The organism is Bradyrhizobium sp. NC92, assembly GCF_025200865.1.
GTDB lineage: Bacteria > Pseudomonadota > Alphaproteobacteria > Rhizobiales > Xanthobacteraceae > Bradyrhizobium.
The window spans coordinates 4,473,118-4,497,068 of the sequence record NZ_CP104171.1 but is presented as its reverse complement, the minus strand read 5'-3'; the positions used below and the strand labels follow the sequence as shown (position 1 = coordinate 4,497,068).

General features: G+C 65.0%; 22 protein-coding genes. 14 read left to right on the top strand and 8 right to left on the bottom strand.

What is annotated here, in order from left to right:
* Nucleotides 1–2: 2 nt before the first annotated feature.
* Complete coding sequence (trpD, locus tag N2602_RS21050; RefSeq protein ID WP_172783616.1) at nucleotides 3–1,016, bottom strand: anthranilate phosphoribosyltransferase; 1,014 nt, start codon at nucleotides 1,014–1,016, stop codon at nucleotides 3–5.
* Between the two features lie 14 nt (nucleotides 1,017–1,030).
* On the bottom strand, nucleotides 1,031–2,929 hold the full coding sequence (locus N2602_RS21045) for a SurA N-terminal domain-containing protein (protein WP_260379297.1): 1,899 nt from the start codon (nucleotides 2,927–2,929) through the stop codon (nucleotides 1,031–1,033).
* Between the two features lie 276 nt (nucleotides 2,930–3,205).
* On the opposite strand from N2602_RS21045, the gene tpiA reads away from it, so the two are divergent.
* From tpiA to N2602_RS21030, 3 genes are all read left to right on the top strand, one after another.
* Nucleotides 3,206–3,964 carry a triose-phosphate isomerase gene (gene tpiA, locus N2602_RS21040; protein ID WP_260379296.1) on the top strand — a complete coding sequence of 253 codons (759 nt, stop codon included), beginning with the start codon at nucleotides 3,206–3,208 and terminating at the stop codon, nucleotides 3,962–3,964.
* A gap of 145 nt (nucleotides 3,965–4,109) precedes the next feature.
* Nucleotides 4,110–4,493 (top strand): preprotein translocase subunit SecG, encoded by a 384-nt coding sequence (secG, locus tag N2602_RS21035; protein WP_172783619.1) that lies wholly within the window; start codon nucleotides 4,110–4,112, stop codon nucleotides 4,491–4,493.
* A gap of 166 nt (nucleotides 4,494–4,659) precedes the next feature.
* Nucleotides 4,660–6,291 carry a CTP synthase gene (locus N2602_RS21030; protein ID WP_260379295.1) on the top strand — a complete coding sequence of 544 codons (1,632 nt, stop codon included), beginning with the start codon at nucleotides 4,660–4,662 and terminating at the stop codon, nucleotides 6,289–6,291.
* Between the two features lie 42 nt (nucleotides 6,292–6,333).
* Here the strand turns inward: N2602_RS21030 and N2602_RS21025 are convergent, their stop codons facing one another.
* Nucleotides 6,334–7,992, bottom strand: a complete 1,659-nt coding sequence (locus tag N2602_RS21025; protein WP_260379294.1) for a hypothetical protein — start codon at nucleotides 7,990–7,992, stop codon at nucleotides 6,334–6,336.
* A gap of 212 nt (nucleotides 7,993–8,204) precedes the next feature.
* On the opposite strand from N2602_RS21025, the gene N2602_RS21020 reads away from it, so the two are divergent.
* The 4 genes from N2602_RS21020 (at nucleotide 8,205) to glsA (ending at nucleotide 12,704) form a co-directional block, all read left to right on the top strand.
* The gene (locus N2602_RS21020; protein WP_212257207.1) at nucleotides 8,205–8,531 is read left to right on the top strand and encodes an NIPSNAP family protein; all 327 of its coding nucleotides are present in this window, start codon (nucleotides 8,205–8,207) and stop codon (nucleotides 8,529–8,531) included.
* Between the two features lie 118 nt (nucleotides 8,532–8,649).
* The gene (gene kdsA, locus N2602_RS21015) at nucleotides 8,650–9,513 is read left to right on the top strand and encodes a 3-deoxy-8-phosphooctulonate synthase (RefSeq protein ID WP_260379293.1); all 864 of its coding nucleotides are present in this window, start codon (nucleotides 8,650–8,652) and stop codon (nucleotides 9,511–9,513) included.
* Nucleotides 9,513–10,721: an MFS transporter gene (locus N2602_RS21010; RefSeq protein WP_260379292.1), complete on the top strand. Its 1,209-nt coding sequence runs from the start codon at nucleotides 9,513–9,515 to the stop codon at nucleotides 10,719–10,721. The genes kdsA and N2602_RS21010 overlap by 1 nt, the downstream gene beginning before the upstream one ends.
* Before the next feature lie 108 nt (nucleotides 10,722–10,829).
* Nucleotides 10,830–12,704: a glutaminase A gene (gene glsA / locus N2602_RS21005; RefSeq protein ID WP_260379291.1), complete on the top strand. Its 1,875-nt coding sequence runs from the start codon at nucleotides 10,830–10,832 to the stop codon at nucleotides 12,702–12,704.
* A gap of 43 nt (nucleotides 12,705–12,747) precedes the next feature.
* On the opposite strand, the gene N2602_RS21000 is transcribed toward glsA, so the two are convergent.
* The 4 genes from N2602_RS21000 to N2602_RS20985 all read right to left on the bottom strand — a co-directional run bounded on the left by N2602_RS21000 (nucleotide 12,748) and on the right by N2602_RS20985 (nucleotide 15,847).
* Complete coding sequence (locus N2602_RS21000) at nucleotides 12,748–13,389, bottom strand: glutathione S-transferase family protein (protein ID WP_260379290.1); 642 nt, start codon at nucleotides 13,387–13,389, stop codon at nucleotides 12,748–12,750.
* Nucleotides 13,390–13,549: 160 nt separating this feature from the next.
* On the bottom strand, nucleotides 13,550–14,350 hold the full coding sequence (locus tag N2602_RS20995; RefSeq protein ID WP_260379289.1) for a substrate-binding domain-containing protein: 801 nt from the start codon (nucleotides 14,348–14,350) through the stop codon (nucleotides 13,550–13,552).
* Between the two features lie 15 nt (nucleotides 14,351–14,365).
* Nucleotides 14,366–14,818, bottom strand: a complete 453-nt coding sequence (gene queF, locus N2602_RS20990) for a preQ(1) synthase (RefSeq protein WP_061881832.1) — start codon at nucleotides 14,816–14,818, stop codon at nucleotides 14,366–14,368.
* A gap of 51 nt (nucleotides 14,819–14,869) precedes the next feature.
* Nucleotides 14,870–15,847 carry a lyase gene (locus tag N2602_RS20985; protein WP_260379288.1) on the bottom strand — a complete coding sequence of 326 codons (978 nt, stop codon included), beginning with the start codon at nucleotides 15,845–15,847 and terminating at the stop codon, nucleotides 14,870–14,872.
* Nucleotides 15,848–16,021: 174 nt separating this feature from the next.
* Between N2602_RS20985 and eno the strand changes: the two genes are divergently transcribed.
* From eno to adh, 6 genes are all read left to right on the top strand, one after another.
* Complete coding sequence (gene eno, locus N2602_RS20980; RefSeq protein ID WP_260379287.1) at nucleotides 16,022–17,305, top strand: phosphopyruvate hydratase; 1,284 nt, start codon at nucleotides 16,022–16,024, stop codon at nucleotides 17,303–17,305.
* 46 nt (nucleotides 17,306–17,351) lie between these two features.
* Nucleotides 17,352–18,485, top strand: coding sequence for a zinc-binding dehydrogenase (locus N2602_RS20975; RefSeq protein WP_212257200.1), 1,134 nt, complete (start codon nucleotides 17,352–17,354; stop codon nucleotides 18,483–18,485).
* A 202-nt stretch (nucleotides 18,486–18,687) separates the two neighbouring features.
* Entirely contained in the window at nucleotides 18,688–19,239 is a 552-nt protein-coding gene (locus tag N2602_RS20970) for an NADPH-dependent FMN reductase (RefSeq protein ID WP_260379286.1), read from the top strand.
* Nucleotides 19,240–19,401: 162 nt separating this feature from the next.
* On the top strand, nucleotides 19,402–19,719 hold the full coding sequence (locus N2602_RS20965) for a septum formation initiator family protein (RefSeq protein ID WP_025036496.1): 318 nt from the start codon (nucleotides 19,402–19,404) through the stop codon (nucleotides 19,717–19,719).
* Nucleotides 19,720–19,935: 216 nt separating this feature from the next.
* Nucleotides 19,936–20,895: a GAF domain-containing protein gene (locus N2602_RS20960; protein WP_260379285.1), complete on the top strand. Its 960-nt coding sequence runs from the start codon at nucleotides 19,936–19,938 to the stop codon at nucleotides 20,893–20,895.
* A gap of 233 nt (nucleotides 20,896–21,128) precedes the next feature.
* Nucleotides 21,129–22,646 carry an aldehyde dehydrogenase gene (adh, locus tag N2602_RS20955; protein WP_172783634.1) on the top strand — a complete coding sequence of 506 codons (1,518 nt, stop codon included), beginning with the start codon at nucleotides 21,129–21,131 and terminating at the stop codon, nucleotides 22,644–22,646.
* Here the strand turns inward: adh and N2602_RS20950 are convergent.
* Nucleotides 22,616–22,855, bottom strand: coding sequence for a hypothetical protein (locus tag N2602_RS20950; protein WP_260379284.1), 240 nt, complete (start codon nucleotides 22,853–22,855; stop codon nucleotides 22,616–22,618). The two genes, adh and N2602_RS20950, sit on opposite strands and share 31 nt — an antisense overlap.
* A gap of 54 nt (nucleotides 22,856–22,909) precedes the next feature.
* Here N2602_RS20950 and pdhA point away from each other — a divergent pair, with 54 nt between their 5' ends.
* Nucleotides 22,910–23,932, top strand: a complete 1,023-nt coding sequence (gene pdhA / locus N2602_RS20945; protein WP_260379283.1) for a pyruvate dehydrogenase (acetyl-transferring) E1 component subunit alpha — start codon at nucleotides 22,910–22,912, stop codon at nucleotides 23,930–23,932.
* Nucleotides 23,933–23,951: the final 19 nt, after the last annotated feature.

Sequence of the window (23,951 nt, the reverse complement as noted above, 5' to 3'; positions counted from 1 at the left end):
GTTCAGCTGTTGGAGACCGCGACCAGGTGCTTCAGCTTCGCGTTGGCCGCGCCGCTGTCGATCGAGCGGACGCCGATCGCGACGCCTTCCTTGAGGTCCTTGGCGCGGCCGGCCACGACCAGCGCGGCGGCGGCGTTGATCAGCGCCACGTCGCGATAGGGGCTCTGCTTGCCGTCGAGCACGCTCTGCAACGCGATCGCATTGGCGTCGGCGTCACCGCCTTTGAGCGCACCGGCCTCGCAACGCGGGAGCCCGGCTTCCTCCGGCGTCACCTCGAAATTCCGGATTTCGCCGTTGTGGAGCGCGGAGACGAAGGTCGGACCGGTGAGGGTGATCTCGTCAAGTCCGTCGGAGCCGTGCACCACCCAGGCGGAGTCGGAGCCGAGGTTCTTGAGCACCTGCGCCAGCGGCTGCACCCATTGCCTGGAGAACACGCCGACCATCTGCCGCTTCACGCCGGCCGGGTTGGACAGGGGGCCGAGCAGGTTGAAGATCGTACGCGTGGCAAGCTCGACGCGGGTCGGGCCGACGTTCTTCATGGCGGGATGGTGGGCGGGGGCGAACATGAAGCCGATGCCGCATTCGCGCACGCAGCGGCCGACCTGCCCCGGCTTGAGATCGATCTTCACCCCGAGCGAGGCCAGCACGTCGGCGGCGCCCGAGCGCGACGACAGCGCGCGGTTGCCGTGCTTGGCCACCGGCACGCCGGCGCCCGAGACGATGAAGGACGCGCAGGTCGAGACGTTGACCGAGCCGGAGCCGTCGCCGCCTGTGCCGACGATGTCGACCGCCTCGGGCGGCGCCTGCACGGTCAGCATCTTCGAGCGCATCGCCGCGACCGCGCCGGTGATCTCGTCCACGGTCTCGCCGCGCACCCGCAGCGCCATCAGAAGCCCGCCCATCTGCGAGGGCGTGGCCTCGCCGCTCATCATGGCATCGAAGGCGGAAGCGGCTTCGTCACGCGACAGGCTGGCGCCGGTCGCCACTTTTCCAATGATAGATTTCAGGTCGTCCATCGCGTGCTTTCAACTCACTGGTTCGCGCCGGTCACCTGCGCGAAGGCGGCCTGATTAATGGTGGTCCCGATGTCGGTTTCAAGCTTGTTGACGTAGGAAGCGACCTGCTCTTCGGTCTGAGCGCGGTCGAGGCTCTCCTTCAGCTTCTTGACCGCGTCCGAGGCAAAGTCGACCGCGGGATCGATGATCTCGGTGACGCGAAAGACGATCAACTCGCTGCCGCCGCTCACGGCCGTCTGTCCGATGCCGTCCTTGGCGGTGCGGAAGGCCGCCGCCACGACGGTGCCGGGCACGCCGGCGGGCGAGTCGTCGCGCTTGAAGCCGGTCGCGGTCTCGACCTTGGCGCCGATCGCGGCGGCCTCGTCGGCGAGCTTGCCGCCCGCTTCGAGCTTCTGCACCATCTCGGTCGCCTTGGCCTTCAGCTTGGTCGCGATCTGGTCCTGGCGCCAGCGCGCCTCGACCTGGTCGCGGACCTCGTCGAGATTGCGGTCGCGCGAGGGGGTGATGGCGAGCACGTCGTACCAGACATAACCACCCTTGAACGAGATCGCGTCGTTGTCGACGCCGACGTCGGTGTTGAAGGCCTGCGACACCACGTCGAGGCCTTGCGGGATGTTGGCGATCGGCTGGCCGTTCGGGGCGCGGCCGGAGCGGTCGACGGCTTCGATGGTCACGGCAGTGAGGCCGAGCTTCTGCGCCGCGTCGATGACGCTGGAGCCGCCGCCGCGCTCGTCTTCCATCTTGTCGCGGAGATCGGCGACCTTGAGCCGCGCGCGCTCAGTCGCGATCTCGCGCTTGATGTCGCCGGCGAGCTTGGCGTAATCGGCCTCCACGCCCGGCTCGATCTTGTCGACCTTGACGATCGAGGTGCCGAGGGCGCCCTGAATCGGCTGGCTGATCTCACCGGCCTGAAGCGCGAATGCAGCAGTCCCGACCGCAGGATCGAGCGCCGACTTGGTCACCAGTCCAAGATCGACGTCGGAAGCGCTGAGACCGCGCTCCTTGCCGAGGTCCTCGAACGACATGCCGCCGGCGAGGCGCTCGCGTGCCGCCTTGGCCTCGGCCTCGTTGGGAAACACGATCTGGTGGATCTGGCGCTTCTCCGGCGTGCCGAGCCGGTCCTTGCGCTGCTCGAACATCTTCTTGGCGTCCTCATCGGAGACCTCGGTCCATTTGCCGATTTCTTCCGGCGAGATCACGACGAAGGCGATCTTGCGATATTCGGGCGCGCGGAACTGGACCTTGTGGTCCTCGAAATAGGTCGCGAGAGCTTCGGGTGAGGGCGCCTCGATGGTGCCGGCCTGCGCAGCATCAAGCTTGACGAATTCAATGGCGCGCTGCTCGTTCTGGAACCGCGTCAGCACGTCGATCATGGCCTTGGGCGGCTTGAGGCCGGCACCGACCGTGCCGGTGATCTGCCGGCGCAGCGACACCTTGCGCTGCTCGGCGACATAGCGCTGCTCGGTGTAGCCGAAGTTGCGGATCAAGGCCTGAAAGCGGTTCGCGTCGAAATTGCCGCCGACGCCCTTGAAGTTGGGATCGTTCATGATGAGCTGGCGGATCTGCTCGTCGGACTGGCCAAGTCCGAGCCGGCGCGCCTCTTCGTCGAGGGCGGCCTCGGCAATGGTCTGCTGCAACACTTGGCGATCCAGGCCGAAGGCGCGCGCCTGGTCGGGCGTCAGCGGACGGCCGAACTGGCGGCTGATCTGCTGCAGGCGGTCGGTGTAGATCTGACGGAACTCGTTGAGCGAAATCTCGGTGCGGCCGATCTTGGCCACCGTGGACTGCCCGAAGCCCTTGAAGATGTCGGCGATGCCCCAAATGCCGAAACTGACGATCAACACGCCCATCACCACGGCCATAATGGTCTTGCCGAGCCAGTTCGATGAGGCCTTACGCATTCCTCGGAGCATTTGGTCCAACTTGTTTGATCAGGAGGGGAACGGAGCGCGTCTTAATGCAGATTCCGCAAAAGCGCGTCACCAAATTGATAGATCATCATAAAGTGGCGGCTTTCCCCCCGCAACCTCGCCTCATGCGACGGCGAGAAGCTGCGGTTAGGAGTCCCAAAGCGTTTTCAAGCGAAGCGGAGCCCGGTTCGCGCCACGAAAGCGCGTCAAAACAAGAATCTGGAACTGCGGCAGGTCCTCTGCTAGCGCATGAACAAACCCGTATCGCTGGAAACTGACATGACCGACGCCATCCGACCGCTGATCGCCGGCAATTGGAAAATGAACGGCCTGAAGGCCCAGGCTGCCGAATTCGACGCCATGCTCAACGGCGCGGCAGACGTGGCTGGCAAGGCCGACCTGCTGGTCTGCCCGCCGGCGACCCTGATTGCGGCGTTTGCCGAGAAGGCGCGCGGCAAGAAGGTTGCGGTCGGGGCCCAGGACTGCCATCCCAAGGCCTCCGGCGCCCATACCGGCGATATCGCTGCCGAAATGCTCGTGGATGCAGGCGCAACGGCCGTTATTGTCGGGCATTCCGAGCGCCGCGCCGACCACGGCGAGGGCGATGCGCTGATCCGGCAGAAGGCCGAGGCGGCCTGGCGCGCCGGGGCCATTGCGATCGTCTGCATCGGCGAAACGCAGGGCCAGCGCGATGCGGGTCAGACCCTGGATATCCTGCGCGGCCAGCTCCAGGGCTCGCTCCCAGATGCCTCCACCGCCGCCAATCTGGTCGTGGCCTATGAGCCGGTCTGGGCGATCGGCACGGGCCTGACCCCCACGGCCCAGGATGTCGAGCAGATTCATGGCTTTATCCGGGAGCTCCTGATCTCCAGGTTCAAGGGCGAGGGGGCCGGGATGCGGATTCTCTACGGCGGCTCGGTCAAGCCCTCGAACGCAGCCGAACTGATGGCGGTGAAAAACGTCAACGGTGCCCTGGTCGGCGGCGCGAGCCTGAAAGCGGCTGATTTCCTTGCCATTGCCAAGGGCTGCCCCAACTAAGCGCTGTCAACCCGAACCGTGGGTCCGGGCCCGATCGGGGGTGGCATTGCCACGTCCGATCGTGTAACACCGCGCAACTTCAGGAAAACCCGCGAAGCGCGATCGGCCGCCGTCAGGCGCCGCCCGCTTGTGACGGAAGGATATCATGCAGACCGTTGTCATCGTCATCCACCTCATGATCGTCGCCGTCATGATCGGTGCCGTCCTGCTCCAGAAGTCGGAAGGCGGCGGGCTCGGCATGGGCGGCGGCGCGGGCTTCATGTCCAGCCGCGGCACGGCGAACCTGCTGACTCGGACCACGGCGATCCTGGCGGTCGGCTTCTTCCTCACCAGCCTGTTCCTGTCCTGGTATGCCGGTTACGACCGCAAGCCGTCGTCGATCATCGGCCAGCCCGCGCAGACCCAGCCGGCCGGCGGATCGCCGATCGCGCCGCCGACCTCGGGCGGCATCCTGGATTCGCTGAAGAAGGCCGACGAGCAGCAGCAAGCACCGGCCCCGACCGGTCCTCAGGTGCCACGCTCGCAATAAAGCAGGGGGGCCATGCAGGGCGATGGCTACCGTCCTGCATCAACAATCCCCATCAAGGCACTGTCACCACTCTCAGTTCTGGATCACCCACAGGCCCGCAAAATCTTTGGGGCGGAATACGAATCGCTTTGGCGAATCGAATTCGAGGGATTAGAGGTTAAGTCCCATGGCGCGGTACATATTCATCACCGGCGGCGTGGTTTCTTCGCTCGGCAAGGGTTTGGCTTCGGCGGCACTGGGTGCCCTGCTGCAGGCCCGGGGCTACAAGGTCCGCCTCCGCAAGCTCGACCCCTATCTCAACCTCGATCCCGGAACGATGTCGCCGTATCAGCACGGCGAAGTGTTCGTGACCGACGACGGCGCGGAGACCGATCTCGATCTCGGTCACTACGAGCGCTTCACCGGCCGGCCGGCGACCAAGGCCGACAACATCACCACGGGACGCATCTACCAGGACATCATCTCCAAGGAGCGCCGCGGCGATTATCTCGGCGCGACCATCCAGGTGGTTCCGCACGTCACCAACGCCATCAAGGAATTCGTTCTCGACGGCAATGACGAATACGACTTCGTGCTGGTCGAGATCGGCGGCACCGTCGGCGACATCGAGGGCCTGCCGTTCTTCGAGGCGATCCGCCAGCTCAAGAACGAGCTGCCGCGCGACCATGCCGTCTACATCCATCTGACGCTGCTGCCCTATATTCCGAGCGCCGGCGAATTGAAGACGAAGCCGACGCAGCACTCGGTGAAGGAGCTGCGCTCCATCGGCATCCAGCCGGACATCCTGCTCTGCCGCACCGACCGCGAGATCCCGAAGGAGGAGCGGCGCAAGCTCGGGCTGTTCTGCAACGTGCGCGAAAGCGCCGTGATCGAGGCGCGCGACGTCGACAATATCTACGCGGTCCCCGAGGCCTATCACAATGCGGGCCTCGACGACGAAGTGCTCGCCGCCTTCGGCATCGCCTCGCGGATTCCGCCGGAGCTGCGCAGCTGGCAGCAGATCAACGAGCGCATCCGCAACCCCGAAGGCAACGTCACCATCGCCATCGTCGGCAAGTACACCGGCATGAAGGATGCGTATAAGTCGCTGATCGAGGCGCTCTCGCATGGCGGCATCGCCAACAAGGTGAAGGTCAATCTCGACTGGATCGAGAGCGAGATCTTCGAGAAGGAAGATCCGGCGCCGTTCCTCGAGCACGTCAACGGCATCCTGGTGCCCGGCGGCTTCGGCCAGCGCGGCGCCGAAGGCAAGATCAAGGCGGCGCAGTTCGCGCGCGAGCGCGACGTGCCGTATTTCGGCATCTGCTTCGGCATGCAGATGGCGGTAATCGAGGCCGCGCGAAACCTGGTCGGCATCGAGGACGCCAACTCCACCGAGTTCGGCCCGACCAAGGAGCCCCTGGTCGGCCTGATGACGGAGTGGCTGCGCGGCAACGAGCTCGAGAAGCGCTCGCAGGCGGGCGACCTCGGCGGCACGATGCGGCTTGGCGCCTATCCGGCAGCGCTCAACCGCGGCAGCCGCGTCTCGCAGGTCTATGGCGGCGCGACCGAAATCTCCGAGCGTCACCGCCATCGCTACGAGGTCAACACCGCCTACAAGGACCGCCTCGAGCAGCACGGCCTGAAATTCTCAGGGCTCTCGCCCGACGGCGTGCTGCCTGAAATCGTCGAATACGAGGATCATCCCTGGTTCATCGGCGTCCAGTTCCACCCCGAGCTGAAGTCGCGGCCGTTCGAGCCGCATCCGCTGTTCGCCTCGTTCATTCAGGCGGCGATGGTGCAGAGCCGGCTGGTGTAGCCGGCTCGGTCTTCCCTGACGAAGTCTTGCTCGCACGTCCGGCTACGCGGCCGCGATGTCCATCCTGCGGCAGAAGCAAGATGCCTTGATCGGCACCTCCGCCCGCGACTGGGCGAGGTCAAGTCGCTGCTTGATCAGCGGCCTTTCGGTCTTGTCGCCACGCCGCATGAGACATTCGTGCAAGCCGTGAAGCGACCACAGATTGTCGGGATGCTGGCAGGCCCGGCTCAGCTTTCCATCGAGGCCGAGATCGGAACGGTACACCGCCTCGGCTTCCTCGATCCGTCCCTGTTCCAGGAGCAGCGCGCCGAGTGCGTGACGCGGTGGCTGCATCCATCCCCACGGCTCGTCATAGGGCAGGGCGTCGCTGAGCGCGACGGATCTACGCAGCTCAGCGAACGCAAAGTCGTAGTTGGCTTTGCGATATTCCAGTTCGCCATTCAACATGGCTTCGGCCACGCCGAGCAGGGCGACGACATTGTTGTTGTGCACGAGCCGGCTCTCCGGCACGCGCGTCTTCGCCTGTGCGAACAACGCTTTCTCAGTTTCGGCGTCGGCGACGTGGCCAAGCGCCGAATGAGCCACCGCCTTGGCGTAGTGGATCATCGCGGTCACCGAGCAGTATAGCTCGCGATCCCCCGGCAGCTTTTGGGCAATGATGTCGTGCCATTTGCCGAAACGCACGAGAACGTGCTGCTTCATCGTCAAATAGCCTTCCAGGAAGTCCGCCATGGGGGGCGATTGAATGCGCAGCACCGGCTCGGGGACGGTGGCGATGAGTTCCTCGGCCGCTGCGATAGCGGGGGCGTATTGACCCAGGAACATCGCGCCGTAGATGGCGAAGTGGAAGTTGTGGATGACATAGACCAGGTAGACACCCGGATCGTCCGAATAAGCGAGGAACCTGCGGTCGGTCGTCAGCGCCTTCTGATTGTAGAGCAGGACGTCGTTGTACTGCCCGCACAGCACGTCGAGATGCGTCGGCATGTGGATCAGATGGCCGCTATCGGGGACGATCGCGCGCAGCCGGTCGCCGGCCCGCATCGCCCGTTGCGGGAAGGGCGACATCTCCATGAGATGGACGTAGAGATGAAGCAGTCCCGGATGATTCCACGCAGCCGGCCATCGATCGAAAGCTTGTTCGAGCACGGCCCTGCATTCCTCGGTGCCGGCGCCCTTGGTGGGTTCTCCAGACTCAAGGTCCCACATCAGCCACGGCGTCTCGTTCATGATCGATTCGGCAAAGATGGCTCGGACCTCGAGATCGTCGGGATACGTGGCGAAGACCTTTCGCATCTCTCGCGTGAAGGCCTTGTCCCACGGCGCCATGTCCTCGATCGCTTCACGCTGCGGATAGCGCGCAGACAGGGCGCGGATCAGCGCTTGCTCGACCGGGCTCGCCTTGTCCGCCTGCGCGAGCGCGTCCTGCGTCGCATCGTATGATGCAGCGAGCGCCAATTGACGGCCTTGTGCGTCATAGCGGACCCAGGGCAGGTTGTAGTTGGGACCCGCGGCGTAGCCGATGCCCCAGTGCGCCATGGCGCAGCTGTTATCGAACTCGAGCGCCTTGCGAAAACATTTGATCGCCTCGCCGTGGTTGAATCCGAACACCCAGTTGAGCCCTCGGTCAAACCAGAGCTGCGCATCAGGCGAAGTCGTGGTGATTTTGCGGCTGTACGGTCCGAGATCAAAATAGGTCATTGCCTCTGCCTCCTTTGATCGCTTCGGTCGTTTCGCCGATTGCTCTCGGGCCGTCGGCGGCTGATACGCCAGGACCGAGCGTACATTATCAAGAGCGCCGGCCCCCTGCTATCGAGCTATGCACGAAACGCCATGAGGGGCGCCCGGGCGAGGCTCAAGACAGAGTTGTGGCCAGCGGGTATAACCGCCGCTCCTGTCAGGGAGGACCATGAATGATCTACGAAATGCGCGTCTATCGCTGCCTGCCCGGCCGCCTGCCGGCATTGCTCAAGCGGTTCGAGGCTGCCACGCTGAAGATCTGGGAGAAGCACGGCATCAAGCAGGCGGGGTTCTTCACGACCGTGATCGGTGAATCCAACCAGGAGCTGACCTATTTCCTCGCTTGGGACTCCCTCGCCGAGCGCGAGAAGAAGTGGGCCGCGTTCATGACCGATCCGGACTGGATGAAGGCCCGCGCCGAGAGCGAATCCGACGGCCAGATCGTTGCCAATATCGTCAGCCAGATCCTGGCGCCGACCGCTTTCTCGGCGGTGAAATAGCCAACGCCAGCGCGGCTGGGAGACCCTGGCGCAACCCTGATATTCGGACCGCCCGGGCGGAAGAGGGTTGATCCGACCCTCATGGCGGCTATGGTCGCGCCGAAACGAGGGATTTGCCTTGAGCTCTTCGACGTCAGCAGCGCCGGTCGTCACCGTCGGCAGGGTCAAATTCGGCAATGATCTGCCGATCTCGGTCATTGCTGGGCCCTGCCAGCTGGAGAGCCGCGAGCATGCGCTGGAGGTCGCCTCCGCGCTGAAGGAGATCGCGGCGCGGCTGAACATCGGCCTCGTCTACAAGACCTCGTTCGACAAGGCCAACCGCACCAGCGCGGCGGCGGCGCGCGGGCTGGGCCTTGCGCAGTCGCTGCCGATCTTCGCGGAGATCCGATCCTCGCTCGGCTTGCCTGTGCTGACCGACGTGCACGAAGCCACCCAATGTGCCGAGGTGGCGCAGGCGGTGGACATCCTGCAAATTCCGGCCTTCCTGTGCCGGCAGACCGATCTGCTGCTGGCGGCGGCTGCGACCGGCAAGGTCGTCAACGTCAAGAAGGGCCAGTTCCTGGCGCCCTGGGATATGGCCAATGTCGTCGCCAAGATCACCAGCGCGAACAATCCGAACGTGCTCGTCACCGAGCGCGGCGCCTCGTTCGGCTACAACACGCTCGTGTCCGACATGCGCGCGCTGCCGATCCTTGCGCGCACCACCGGCGCGCCCGTCATATTCGACGCCACCCATTCGGTGCAGCAGCCGGGCGGGAAGGGGACGTCCTCGGGCGGCGAGCGCGAATTCGTGCCGGTGCTGGCGCGTGCAGCTGTCGCGGTCGGCGTTGCCGGCGTCTTCATCGAGACCCATCCCGATCCCGATCGCGCGCCTTCGGACGGTCCGAACATGGTGCCGCTGCGCGAGTTCGAGGGGCTGGTCGTGCGATTGATGGCGTTCGATGCGCTGGCCAAAAGTACGTCAAAGGGCACCAGGCGCTGATGCACCAGCCTGGGACCAGGCCGTCGTCCGATCAGAAGTTTCCGCCCGCGATCAACATCATTGCGCTCGCCGGCTTCTCAGCCGCACTGTCGACGCGCGCGCTCGATCCCGTCCTGCCGCATGTCGCGGATGATTTCGCCATCAGCATCACGACGGCCGCCAGCATCGCGGCCGGCTTTGCCCTGATCTACGCGCTGGTTCAGCCGGCGATCGGAGCGGCCGCCGATCTGTTCGGCAAGGCGCGATTGATGACGGCATGCCTGGCGCTGCTCGGCGTCGCCTGCATCCTCGGCGCGCTCGCCACCTCCTTCTCCGGATTGTTCGCAAGCCGCATCCTGGCCGGAATTGCCGCGGGCGGCGTGTTCCCCGTCGCGCTCGGCCTCACCGCCGATCTCGTCGCGCCGGCCAAGCGGCAGGTTGCGATCGGGCGCACGATGGCGGGCTCGATGACCGGCAATCTGCTCGGCTCGTCCGCCAGCGGAATCATCGGCGATTTCATCGGCTGGCGCGGCGTGCTCGTGATCCTCGGCGCGCTCGGGCTGATCGCGGCCGTGGCGGTTGCGGCAGGATTTCGCGGGGCCGCGCTGACGGCGCCGCCGAAGACGGATTTCAGGACGTTGCGGCAGGGCTACCGCACGATCTTCTCCAATCCCAACACGCGCTACAGCTATTCGGCCGTGTTCGTCGAAGGCTGCTGCGTGTTCGGCTTGTTTCCCTTCATCGCCGCGTTCCTGTTCGATCTCGGCGAGAAATCCCTCTCGATCGCGGGCATCGTGATCGCGGGATTCGCGGTCGGCGGGTTGCTCTACACGCTCACCGTCTCGCGCATGCTGCCGCGGCTCGGCGTCAAGGGCATGATGATCGCGGGCGCGAGCCTCGTGGCGTTGCAGCTCGGCGCGCTCGCCTTCGGTCCCGGCTGGAAGCTGCAATTCGTCAGCATGCTGGCGATGGGCTGGGGCTTCTACATGATCCATGGCTGCCTGCAGGTGTTCGCCAGCGAGCTGTCGATCGGTGCGCGCGCGACAGCGATGTCGCTGCATTCGTTCTTCTTCTTCATGGGGCAGACGGTGGGACCGCTCGCCTATGGCTTCGGGCTCCAGCATGGCGGCAAGGTGCCGACATTGCTCGCAAGCGCCGCGATCATGGTGGTGCTGGGCCTCGCCTGCGCGCGCTTCCTCAGATCGCGCGCGCCGGCGGATGCGCGTTAACGTCGATTCGGCGGCTCCAGGGGCCGTCGCTCCCCACCACGACACCATCGGCCCGGTATACATGGCACACGAATTGCTTCGATTCTGGGCAAATCGAGGTGTGAGACCGTGGACGTCCAGACCAGTCATTCGGCCAGCGCAGCCGGTCCAGCCCGCTCGACCGGATATCCCACCAAGCCGCCGCTGCGGCGCTTCCTCACCGATTGCCACGCCGAATTCCGGACCGACAATTCCGGCGAGCTTGCCGACTACATTCCCGAGCTGAAGCGCGCCAATCCCGATCATTTCGGCATCGCGCTCGTCACCATCGACGGCCATGTCTACGAGGTCGGCGACAGCGAGGTGCCGTTCACGATCCAGTCGGTGTCTAAAGCCTTCGTCTTCGCGCTGGCGCTGGAGATGGTCGGCGAGGCGCGCGTCTCGGCCACGATCGGCGTCGAGCCGAGCGGCGAGGCCTTCAACTCGATCCGGCTCACCAACGACAACCGTCCCTTCAACCCTATGGTCAATGCCGGCGCGATCGCGTGCTCGGGCCTGATCTATGAGGTCGAAGGGAAGGGCGCCTTCGAGCGCGTCCGCGCCAAGCTCAGCGCGTTCGCCGGCCGCGAGCTCGGCGTCGACGAGGCCGTACACGCGTCGGAGACCGCGACCGGCAATCGCAATCGGGCAATTGCGTGGCTGCTGCGGAATTACGCGGTGCTGCCCGACGACGTCGATGCCGTGCTCGACGTCTATTTCCGCCAATGCGCGATCCTGGTCACCGCGCGCGACCTCGCGGTGATGGCGGCAACGCTCGCCAATCGGGGCATCAATCCGGTGACGGGCGTGCAGGTGATCACGCCGCATATCGTCGCGCGCACGCTCTCGGTGATGACGAGCTCAGGCATGTACGACTATGCCGGTGAGTGGACCTATCGCGTCGGCATTCCCGCCAAGAGCGGCGTCGGCGGCGGCATCGTCGCGGCGCTGCCCTCGCAGCTCGGGCTCGGCACGTTCTCGCCGCTGCTCGACAACCATTTCAACAGCGTGCGCGGCCTGAAGGTCTGCGAGGCGCTGTCGGCGCGGTTCGACCTGCACATGCTCAATCGCAACGCCGACGTCCGCACCAGCATCATGGCGGATTACGACGTCTACGGCATCTCCTCGCGTCGCAGCCGCCAGCCACACGAGCAGCAGATCCTCGACGAACGACACAGCGACATCCGCGTGCTCGAGCTGGTCGGTGCGATGAATTTCGCCACGATCGACTACGTCACCCGACGGCTCACCAGCGAGCCGCCGAACGCACCGCTGCTGATCATCGATTTCCGCCGCGTCCCCGACATCACCGCGGCCGGCGCCGAGCTGTTCGGCGAGACGCTGACTGCGCTCGGCAATGCCGGCGCCACGACCATTCTGTCCGGCTTCGAGGGCACCTCCGCGGTGTGGCGCGCGATCGCCGCGCGCACCGCCGAGCCGCGTCGGCTGCGCCGCTTCGCACTGCTCGACGATGCCATCGAATGGGCCGAAGACCAGGTGATCTACCGCTTCGGCGGCTTCACCGATCTCAAGGAGAGCGCGCATCTCGGCGAGCAGGCGCTGCTGGCCGAGCTCGACGCCGAGGAGATCGCCGCGATCATCAAGCTGTCGACCACGCGGCATTACGCGGCCGGCCAGCGCATCATCGCGGCAGGCGAGCCCGCCAATTCGCTGTTCTTTCTCCAGAGCGGCATGGTCAGCGTGAAGCTGCGCAGCGGCGTGAGGCTCGCTTCCCTCGGCCCCGGCATGGAATTCGGCGAGATGGCGATCCTGGAGCAAAGCCGCAGCGCCGACGTCTTGGCCGACACGCCCGTCACCTGCCTCGAACTGCCGCTCGACAGCTTTGCCGATTACCGCCGGTTGCACCCCGAAACGTCGTTGAAGATCATGCGCAACCTCGCCGCGATCCTGGCGCGGCGGCTGGTGCTGGCGAATGCGAAGGTCGATCTCCTGAGCGCGTATTAGGCCGTCAACTCGTAAGCTTGTTGGGCAGGAGCGGGCTCGAGCACTACAATCCCGGTGATCTCGCCGCCCAAGCCTTGGTGGCCTGGCAGCTTTCCATCGCTCGGGCGTAGGCAGGGCGTGCCGTCGTGCGAGCGAGATAGTCCCGCTCGGTAGAACCGGGGACGTAGTTGCCAGTTCGCAGGCCGAGCAGGAGGGCGTAGCTCACCGAGATATCGGCAGCAGTGAATCGGTCGCCAGCGAGATAGGGGCACTCCGCGAGGCGGCGGATCACCAACCCCAGGCGGCTCTCGAAGGTCTCGAGCGCCCAGCAAGTAACCCGGGCATTTCGCTCGGCTTCGGGTGCCAGTTGGCGACCGACCAAGACGGCGTTCATCGGTCCGGCGAGCCCGGCCTCGCCCAAGTGGAGAAATTGCAGATAGGAAGCGAACGCGGGATCGTCCGGGGCGACGGCCAGCGAATCTGAGCGATGGCGGGCGAGCAGGTACTCAAGAATCGCGATCGACTCGACCATGATCGTCTCGCCGTCCTGCAGTGCGGGAATGAAGCCGGCGGGGTTGATCGCGAGGAAATCGCGATCAACCTCGGCTGCCAGCAGATCGACCGGGCGCAGCCGATAAGCCAACCCCAATTCCTCAAGCAGCCAAACAACACGGAAGCCACGACCTTCGCCATAGACGGTGAGCATAGCTAAGCGTTCCTAGATTGGGCTAGATATACTGACTCGCAGAGGTAAGCCACGCGCGCAACGTCGATCTGCTATGGGGTCCAGAAATTCGTCGCGCCGGGTCCGCGCCAGCGGCGCAGCGTTTCACGCTGCACCGCGTCCGGACACGGGCCGGGTTGTCTCACTTCGCCCCGTCAGCCGCCGGAATCGGCTCCATCCCGCTCGCGATGATCGCGTCGCGCGCGGCGAGGGAGGCGAGGAAGTTTATCAAGGCGCGGCCAGCGTCCGGCTCCTTCGCTCCCGTCGCAATCCCAGCCGAGAAGATCGTAATCTTCTGCAATTCGTCCGGCAGCGGTCCGACGATGTCGATGCCCTTGACGGGCTTCAATTCGCTGATCTGCTGAAAGCCGAGCTCGGCCTCGCCATGCGCGACGATCTCGCCGACCGGCGTTGCCGGAATCTTGCGGGCCTTGTCCTTCATGACGTCGGCAATGCCGAGCTTGTCGAACATCTCGGTCGAGACGTAGACGCCGCTGGCGCTGTCGGAATAGGCTATCGTCTTCGCCGCCAGCAGCGCGCGCTTGACGGCATCGGCCGAGCTGATGTCCGGCTTCGGCGCGCCCGATTTCACCGCGATTCCGATCGGCGACCTCGTGAGATCGACCTCGCTGCCGGCGACGACCTTGCCTTTGCTCGCGAGGTCGCTCAGGGCATAACCCACCATGATCAGGACGTCGGCCGGCTCGCCGCGCTCGAGCCGGACGGGAATCGCGTTGGCGGTCGTTCCCATCGACGGCCCGTATTCCGTGAGCACCTTGTTGCCCGTGGCCTTCTCGAATTCCGGCACGAGCGCCTTGTAGGCGGCCGTCAGTCCGCCGGAGATCATCACCCGCACCTCAGCGGCATCCGATGTGCCGGTCAGCAAGAGGACGCCGAGGACGCCTAGCGCAAAGTTACGGAATGTTGCGGAGATTGATGTCATCGTCGTCGTCTCCAACTAGCCCCGTCCGCGATAGGGCGCGACGCCTTGCTCAGGCACCCACAGGCCCTTCGGCACGCGGCCGGTCTGCCAGAACACGTCGATCGGGATGCCGCCACGCGGATACCAATAGCCGCCGATGCGCAAGAATTTCGGCTTGATCTCGGAAGCGATGCGCTTGCCGATCATCACGGTGCAGTCCTCGTGGAAGGCGCCGTGATTGCGGAAGCTCGCGATGTAGAGCTTGAGCGATTTCGATTCCAGCAGCCACGCCCCCGGCGCGTAGTCGATCATCAGATGCGCAAAATCCGGCTGGCCCGTGACCGGGCAGAGCGAGGTGAATTCCGGCACGGTGAAGCGGACCAGATAGTCCGTGCCTTTCTGCGGATTGGGCACGCGGTCGAGCTGGGCTTCTTCCGGCGTGTGCGGCCACTCGACCGCGCGGCCGAGTTGGAGGGATTTTTTCGCCATCGTCGTCACATCCTTTTACGGATGTCGGGATGGACGCAATCGCGGCCGTCGTCAACCGGCGGCGATCGTCTGGATCATGACGATGCGGTCGTTGCCGGACTCGCAGCCCCACAGCTCGCCCGGACGGCCGTCGAGCTGGCGGACATTGGCGTTGGCCTTGTCGCTCACGAACACGTTGAACTTCTCGGTGGCGGGATCGAAGCGGACGATGGCGTTGGCGGAGAAATCGGTCAGCCAGACCTTGTCCTTGTCATCGACATACACGGCATAGGCGCGGGGACGTTCGCCCGGCAGCTTCCAGGTCTTCCACGAGCCGTCATCGGGATCATGCACCGAGACATGGCCGCTGTTCCACTCGCTGACCCAGATCCGGCCTTTCGAATCCGACCAGACGCGCCGCGAGCCCTGGTTCGGGGTCGGCGGCTCGACCACGGTCGCATTGCCGCCCGCGCGGTCGATCTTCGCGATATGGCTGCCGGCGAGGGAGGCGTACCAGACATCGCCCTTGGGGGTTACCGTGATGCCGTAGGGGCCGACCCCCTTCGGCGCCTTGAACACATTCATCTCGCCGGTCTTCGGAGACAGCCGGCCGTAATAGCCGGATTGCCCGGTGAACCAATAGGTGCCGTCCTTGTCGAACACGCCGGTGTTGAGATTGGCTGAGGCGAACCTTTCCGGCAGGCGGAACAGCGTGACGCTGAGATCGGAAGGGTTGACCCGCGCGATCGCGTTCTGGCCGCCCTCGGTGATCCAGGGCGCGCCGTCGGGGCCGATCGTCACGCCGTGTGGGGCCGCGCCCTGGCCGAGGCTGACCGTCTTGAAACGGCCATCGCGTGGATCGAGTCTGCCGAGCAGGCCCTTGCCCTGCGCCGTGAACCAGATGGTGCCGTCGGCTGCGGGGGTGAGATCATGCAGGCCGATGCCCGGGCTGATGGGATAGTATCTCGTCCGGAACGGGCCTTCCTGCGCAAAACCTGGGCGGGCGGCAAGCAGCGCGGTGCTCGAAGCAAGAAACTGGCGGCGATTCATGGCGTTACCCCGACTGTTTGAGATTGAGGTTGGGCACGCGGACCAGGTGCGGCGGAGCATAGTCTGAGGCACCTCACGCGTCAGTCAGAGCAGTGCGTCCAAGCGTTCACATTTGCTTGCGGCCCGTGTAAGACCCGCGGCACCGATCAGCCCCAACGAACGGAAGTGGACATCATGACCGCCATCATCGACATCATCGGCCGCGAAATTCTCGATAGCCGGGGCAATCCCACCGTCGAGGTCGATGTCGTGCTGGAGGACGGCGCGCTCGGCCGCGCCGCGGTTCCGTCCGGCGCCTCCACCGGCGCCCATGAGGCCGTGGAACTGCGCGACGGCGACAAGACCCGCTATCTCGGCAAGGGCGTGACCAAGGCGGTCGGCGCCGTCAACGGCGAGATCTTCGAGGCCCTCAGCGGCCTCGACGTCGAGCAGCAGGCCCAGATCGACCAGATCATGATCGACCTCGACGGCACGCCGAACAAAAGCCGGCTCGGGGCCAACGCCATTCTCGGCGTCTCGCTGGCATGCGCCAAGGCGGCCGCGAACTCGCTAGACATGCCGCTCTACCGCTATGTCGGCGGCACCTCGGCGCGCCTGCTGCCGGTGCCGATGATGAACATCATCAATGGCGGCGTGCACGCCGACAACCCGATCGACTTCCAGGAATTCATGATCCTGCCGGTCGGCGCATCCTCGTTCGCCGAAGGTTTGCGCTACGGCGCGGAAGTCTTCCACACGCTGAAGTCCGAATTGAAGAAGGCCGGCCACAACACCAATGTCGGCGACGAGGGCGGCTTCGCCCCTAACCTGCCGTCGGCCGACGCCGCGCTCGACTTCGTCATGAACGCGATCGGCAAGGCCGGCTTCAAGGCGGGCACCGACATCATGCTCGGCCTCGACTGCGCCTCGACCGAGTTCTTCAAGGACGGCAAATACGTCTACGAAGGCGAGGGCAAGACCCGCTCGATCTCCGAGCAGGCGAAATATCTTGCAGACCTCGTCTCGCGCTATCCGATCGTGACGATCGAGGACGGCATGTCGGAGGACGACATGGACGGCTGGAAGGAGCTCACCGACCTGATCGGCAAGAAGTGCCAGCTGGTCGGCGACGACCTCTTCGTCACCAACGTCAAGCGCCTCGCCGAAGGCATCAAGACCGGCCGCGCCAACTCGATCCTGATCAAGGTCAACCAGATCGGCACGCTGACCGAGACGCTCGCCGCCGTCGAAATGGCGCACAAGGCCGGCTACACCTCGGTGATGTCGCACCGCTCCGGCGAGACCGAGGATTCCACCATCGCCGACCTCGCGGTCGCCACCAATTGCGGTCAGATCAAGACCGGCTCCCTTGCGCGGTCCGACCGCACCGCCAAATACAATCAGCTCCTGCGCATCGAGCAGCAGCTCGGCAAGCAGGCGCTTTATGGCGGCAAGGCGGCACTGAAGGCGCTGGCATAAGCCGGCGTCTCGATCCGCGCGAAGAGAAGGACAGGGGAGGATCGACATGAGTGACGGCAAGACCGGACTGGAATTGCGTTCGCTGCTCAAGAAAAGCGGCGAGCTGGAATTGTCTCTCGTGACGGTCCCGACGCCGGAGCCGGCCGACGATGAGGTCGTGGTTCGCGTCGAGGCGACCCCGATCAACCCGTCAGACCTCGGGCTGCTGATCGGGGCGGCCGACATGTCGGCCGCCAAGGCCTCCGGCACCAAGGAGATGCCGGTCATCACCGCGACGATGCCGGAGGCGGCGATGCGGATGATGGCGGCGAGATTCGATCAGTCGCTGCCGGTCGGCAATGAGGGCGCCGGCACGGTGATCCGGACTGGATCGTCGGACGCAGCGAAGGCCCTGATGGGCAAGACGGTGTCGATGATCGGCGGCGCGATGTACACGCAGTACCGCGTGCTGAAGGTCCGCGACGTCATGGAGCTGCCGCCGGGCACCACGGCGGCGGACGGCGCCTCCTGGTTCGTCAATCCGCTGACCGCACTCGGCATGACCGAGACGATGCGGCGGGAGGGCCACAAGGCGCTCGTGCACACGGCGGCCGCATCCAATCTCGGCCAGATGCTCAACAAGATCTGCATCAAGGACGGCATCGGTCTCGTCAACATCGTCAGGAACAAGGAGCAGGCCGACATCCTGCACAAGATCGGCGCCAAATACGTCGTGGATTCCAGCGTACCGAGCTTCATGGACGATCTCACCAACGCGCTGGTCGAGACCGGCGCCACCATCGCCTTCGACGCCATCGGCGGCGGCAAGCTGGCGAGCCAGATCCTGACCGCGATGGAGATCGCGGCCAACAAGACCGCGAAGGAATACAGCCGCTACGGCTCCAACGTGTACAAGCAGGTCTACATCTATGGCAGCCTCGACACGCGGCCGACGGAGCTGAACCGCTCGTTCGGCCTCAGCTGGGGCGTCGGCGGCTGGCTGCTCACGCCATTCCTTCAGAACATCGGCCCGGCCGAGATCGGCCGCCTGCGCCAGCGCGTGGCATCCGAGCTCAAGACCACCTTCGCCAGCCATTACACCAAGGTGGTGTCGCTCGCCGAGGCGCTCGATCTCGCCAATATCGGGGTCTATGCCAAGCGCGCCACCGGCGAAAAATTCCTCATCAACCCGAACAAGTGATCGGTTCGGTCGGTTATCGAGACACATCAGGCCGCGCTTGGCGGCCTGATTGCTTTTGATCGTGGCCCGGGTGGAGCGCAAGCGGACCCATTTCCGGAAACGCAGCGTTTCCAATTCCGACCAGTTCATGCACTTGCATCGATCGGCCCGGATGGCTTAAGTGCCCTCCCGGCATTCCCGCTCAAGCCTTCAAGGACACCCAATGGCCTACAACATCGTCACGATCGCTGGCAGCCTGCGCAAGGACGGCTTCTCGCTCAAGATCGCAAATGCGCTCGCCAAGCTCGCGCCTGCCTCGCTCAAGCTCGAGGTGATCACGCCGGCGGGCATCTCGTTCTTCAACCAGGACCTCGAGGGCGCGCCGCCCGCGGACTGGCTCGCCTTCCGCGAGAAGCTCAAGAGTTCGAACGGCGTCCTGTTCGTCACGCCCGAATACAACCGCTCGATCCCGGGCGTCCTGAAGAACGCCATCGACGTCGCCTCGCGGCCCTATGGCAAGAGCTCGTTCCTCGGCAAGCCGGTAGGCATCATCTCCAACTCGCCGGGTCCGCTCGGCGGCGTCAGTGCGGCCAAGCATCTGCAGACCATCCTGCCTGGCATTTCCGGTCCGATCCTTCAGCAGCCGGAAATCTATCTCAATGGCGTCGGCGATGCCTTCGATGCTGACGGCAACCTGACCAAGGACTCCCTCAAGACGGTGCTGCAGCAATACATCGAGGCCTTCGCCGCGCATGTGGCGAAGAATCAGGGCTGAGTTCTCGCTCTCTCCGTCATGGCCGGGCCTTGTCCCGGCCATCCACGTCTTTGCCGACCTCACTGAAGAACGTGGATGCCCGGGACAAGCCGGGGCATGACGATTGGCGTATTGAGAGAGGCAATTAGCACTCCCTTAACCAACCTGTCCCATCTTCCGAAGATGGTCTCACGCGCGCGCCTGAAGTCGATCCTGACCGGCCTTGCCCTCTATGCGATGGCGGCGGCGATCGTCGGCTATTTCGGCGTCAACGCCTATACCGGCAAATACGGTCTCAACGCCCGCCAGGAACTGGATCAGGAGATCATCGCGTTGACGAGCGAGCTGGCTCAGCTCAAGCGCGAGCGGGCCAGGAGCGAGCAACGGGTGTCGCTGCTGCGGTCGGAGAAGATCGACCCGGACATGCTGGACGAGCGGGCGCGCTTCCAGCTCGACTATGTCCATCCGCGCGATCTCGTTCGGATGATCCCGGCGAACTAGCCATCAGCAGCTTCTGAAAGTCGCAGCGAAAGTCGCTGCTGAAATCCGACCACTCTATCCTTTTGCCTCCTGCGAAGGTCGTAACTCCGGAACCGCGCGGTTGCCTTGACGGCGGCGCCGCGGCGGGCTCATGCCTTTGGTGGCGCTCGCTGAAGTTGACGCAGATCAACCGGACAGCACCGGCACGTCCTACACTGCTATCCGGAGGAAACTGTGATGAATGGGACAATGCCCCGGCATCACGCGGCCCGTGTCGAGGCCGCCATCGCGTCAGGCCAGGCGGCTCGCTCCGCGCTCGTGGCCTCGTGGCGCCGTTCCTCCCGATTGCATCACCTTGATCCCAGCGGTCGCGCCGCGCCGATGCGACTGACCGAAGCCGAGCTGCAGCAGGCGCGAGAGCGCATCGCGCCGCTTCTGGCGGCCGCGCAGGGCGCGATGGACCGGCTATATCAGGCCGTCGGCGCTGCGGGCTGCTGTGTGCTGCTCGCCGATCGCGAGGGCGTGCCGGTCGATCGCCGCGGCACGGCGGCGGACGATGCGACGTTTCAGTCCTGGGGCCTGTGGACGGGCGCGCTCTGGAGCGAGGAGCATGAGGGCACCAACGGCATCGGCACCTGCCTCGTCGAGCAGCGTCCGCTGACCATCGATCGCGACCAGCACTTCTTTGCCCGCAACACGCTTCTGAGCTGCACCGCCGTTCCGATCTACGACCACGAGGCGGCGCTCGCGGGCGTGCTCGACGTCTCCTCCTGCCGCGCCGACCGCACCGACGCCTTCGCCAGCCTGATCGCGCTCGCGGCGGGCGAGGCGGCCAAGCGGATCGAAGCCGACCTGTTTCGCAAGGTCTTCGCCCATGCCCGCATCGTGCTGACGCAGGCGGCGGACGGAAGCTGCGGCGGCCTCGTTGCGGTCGATGTGGACGATCTGGTGATCGGCGCAACGCGCTCCGCCCGGCTGGCGCTCGGCATCGCGACCGGCGGTGCGTTGCGGCCGATGCCCGCGGCCGATCTTCTCGGCGGTGATGCCGCGCACGATCATCTTGCCGGAGGCCAGCGTGCGGTGCTGCAACGCGCGCTGCTGCGCGCCGGCGGCAACGTTTCCGCCGCCGCCAAGGCCCTCGGCGTCAGCCGCGCCACGCTGCACCGGAAGCTCAAGCGGTTCGAGCTGAACCACTAGGCCGCGCTATTCCTCAATCGTCATTGCGAGCGCAGCTCGCAATGACGGTGGAAGCCGCTGGTGCGCCAATTGCTCCTTGCTTCTGACGGGCGAGTACAACTGTCGCAGAACTGCGACAGGTCCGCTCCGCGATCGCGTCCGCCCGGGCTGACAGAAAACGCCTCCCGCATCATCGTCTGCGCAAGTCGCGAACAGGCGACGACAAGCGCAAACAGCAACATCGGGAGTGATCAATGAACAAGGTGGAATTCCTCAGCGTCACCAAAGTTCCCTTTGCCGAACGCTACGACAATTTCATCGGCGGCAAGTTCGTCGCGCCGATCTCCGGGAAATATTTCGATAATGCCTCGCCCCTGACCGGCCAGGTCGTCTGCAAGATCGCGCGGTCCGACGCGCAGGACGTCGAGGCGGCACTCGATGCGGCGCATGCCGCCAAGGCCGCCTGGGGCCGCACCAGCGTCGCCGAGCGCGCCGCGATCCTGAACCGGATCGCCGACCGCATGGAAGAAAACCTCGAGCGCCTGGCGATTGCCGAGACCTGGGACAACGGCAAGCCGATCCGCGAGACGCGCGCCGCCGACCTGCCGCTCGCGATCGACCATTTCCGCTATTTCGCCGGCGTGGTGCGTGCCCAGGAAGGCTCGATCGGCGAGATCGACCACGACACCATCGCCTACCATTTCCACGAGCCGCTCGGCGTGGTCGGCCAGATCATTCCCTGGAACTTCCCGCTTCTGATGGCCTGCTGGAAGCTCGCGCCGGCGCTCGCCGCCGGCAATTGCGTGGTGCTCAAGCCCGCCGAGCAGACCCCGGCCTCGATCATGGTCTGGGCCGAGATCATCGCCGACCTGCTGCCGCCGGGCGTGCTCAACATCGTCAACGGCTTTGGCCTCGAGGCCGGCAAGCCGCTGGCGTCGAGCCCGCGCATCGCCAAGATCGCCTTCACCGGCGAGACCACGACGGGCCGGCTGATCATGCAATATGCCAGCCAGAATCTCATCCCGGTGACGCTGGAACTCGGCGGCAAGTCGCCGAACATCTTCTTCAAGGACGTCACCGCCGAGGACGACGATTTCTTCGACAAGGCGATCGAGGGCTTCGTCATGTTCGCGCTGAACCAGGGCGAGGTCTGCACCTGTCCGAGCCGGGCGCTGGTCCACGCCGACATCTACGACCGTTTCATGGAGCGGGCGCTCAAGCGCGTCGCCGCGATCAAGCAGGGCGACCCGCGTGATGCCGCCACCATGATCGGCGCGCAGGCCTCCAGCGAGCAGCTCAGCAAGATCCTCTCCTATATCGACATCGGCAAGCAGGAGGGCGCCAAGGTGCTGGCCGGCGGCGGACGCGCCGATCTCGGCGGCGATCTCACCGGCGGCTTCTACGTCCAGCCGACCGTGTTCGAGGGCCACAACAAGATGCGAATCTTCCAGGAGGAGATTTTCGGCCCCGTCGTCTCGGTCACGACCTTCAAGACCGACGAAGAGGCGCTCGCGATCGCCAACGACACGCTCTACGGCTTGGGTGCCGGTGTCTGGAGCCGCGACGCCAATCGCTGCTACCGCTTCGGCCGGGAGATCCAGGCCGGCCGGGTCTGGACCAACTGCTACCACGCCTATCCCGCCCATGCGGCGTTCGGCGGCTACAAGCAGTCGGGTGTCGGGCGCGAGACCCACAAGATGATGCTCGATCACTACCAACAGACCAAGAACCTCCTGGTCAGCTACAGCCCGAAGAAGCTCGGCTTCTTCTGATCGGGTCGGAAGGGCGGCGCCGCTTCGGCGCCGCCCGCTCCGAATGTCGGGATTGGCGCACGCACCGTTCTTGATCCGGTCACGAATCTGCGCACGCCATGGCGTGCATAGATTTGTTGCCTGATCAGCGCCAAAGATTTTCCAATATTTCGATCGCGCTGCAGTGCGGCATAATGAAAGTCGTGCCATGCCGCCGCGGTGCTTTCCAAGGGCGTTTGACTTGGGTTAGAGAGGGCGAAAGTTTTCTCTGACCCGGAATTCCCATGGCCGCACCCAAGAAAGCCGCCGCAAGCGCTCCACAGGACAAGTCCGACGGCGGTTCGCCCCCGGAATTCACCAGGGAGCAGGAGCTCAAGGCGCTCCGCGACATGCTCCTGATCCGGCGGTTCGAGGAAAAGGCCGGCCAGCTCTACGGCATGGGCGCCATCGGCGGCTTCTGCCACCTTTATATCGGCCAGGAGGCCGTGGTGGTCGGCATGCAGATGGCGCTCAAAGAGGGCGATCAGGTCATCACCGGCTATCGCGACCACGGTCACATGCTTGCGACCGGCATGGACGCCAACGGCGTGATGGCCGAGCTGACAGGACGCCGCGGCGGCTATTCCAAGGGCAAGGGCGGCTCCATGCATATGTTCAGCAAGGAGAAGCACTTTTACGGCGGTCACGGCATCGTCGGCGCGCAGGTCTCGCTCGGCACAGGCCTCGCCTTCGCCAATCACTATCGCGGCAACGGTAACGTCAGCGTCACCTATTTCGGCGACGGCGCGGCTAACCAGGGCCAGGTCTATGAGAGCTTCAACATGGCGGAGCTCTGGAAGCTGCCGGTGATCTTTGTCATCGAGAACAACCGCTACGCCATGGGCACCTCGGTCTCACGCGCCTCGGCGCAGCAGGATTTTTCCAAGCGCGGCGCGTCCTTCAACATTCCCGGCAAGCAGGTCGACGGCATGGACGTCCGCGCCGTGAAGGCGGCGGGCGAGGAGGCGGCGGTCTGGTGCCGCGCCGGCAAGGGTCCCTTCATTCTGGAGATGCAGACCTACCGCTATCGCGGCCATTCGATGTCCGATCCTGCAAAATATCGCACGCGCGAGGAGGTCGAGAAGGTTCGCCACGACCAGGACCCGATCGAGCAGGTGCGCAACCGCCTGCTCGCCGCCAAGGTCAGCGAGGCCGATCTGAAGGCGATCGACGCCGAGGTGCGCGACATCGTCAATGCGTCCGCCGATTTCGCCCAGCATGATCCCGAGCCGGATGCCGCCGAGCTCTGGACCGACGTGTACCGCTAAACGCGCGCAAGCTTTCCTT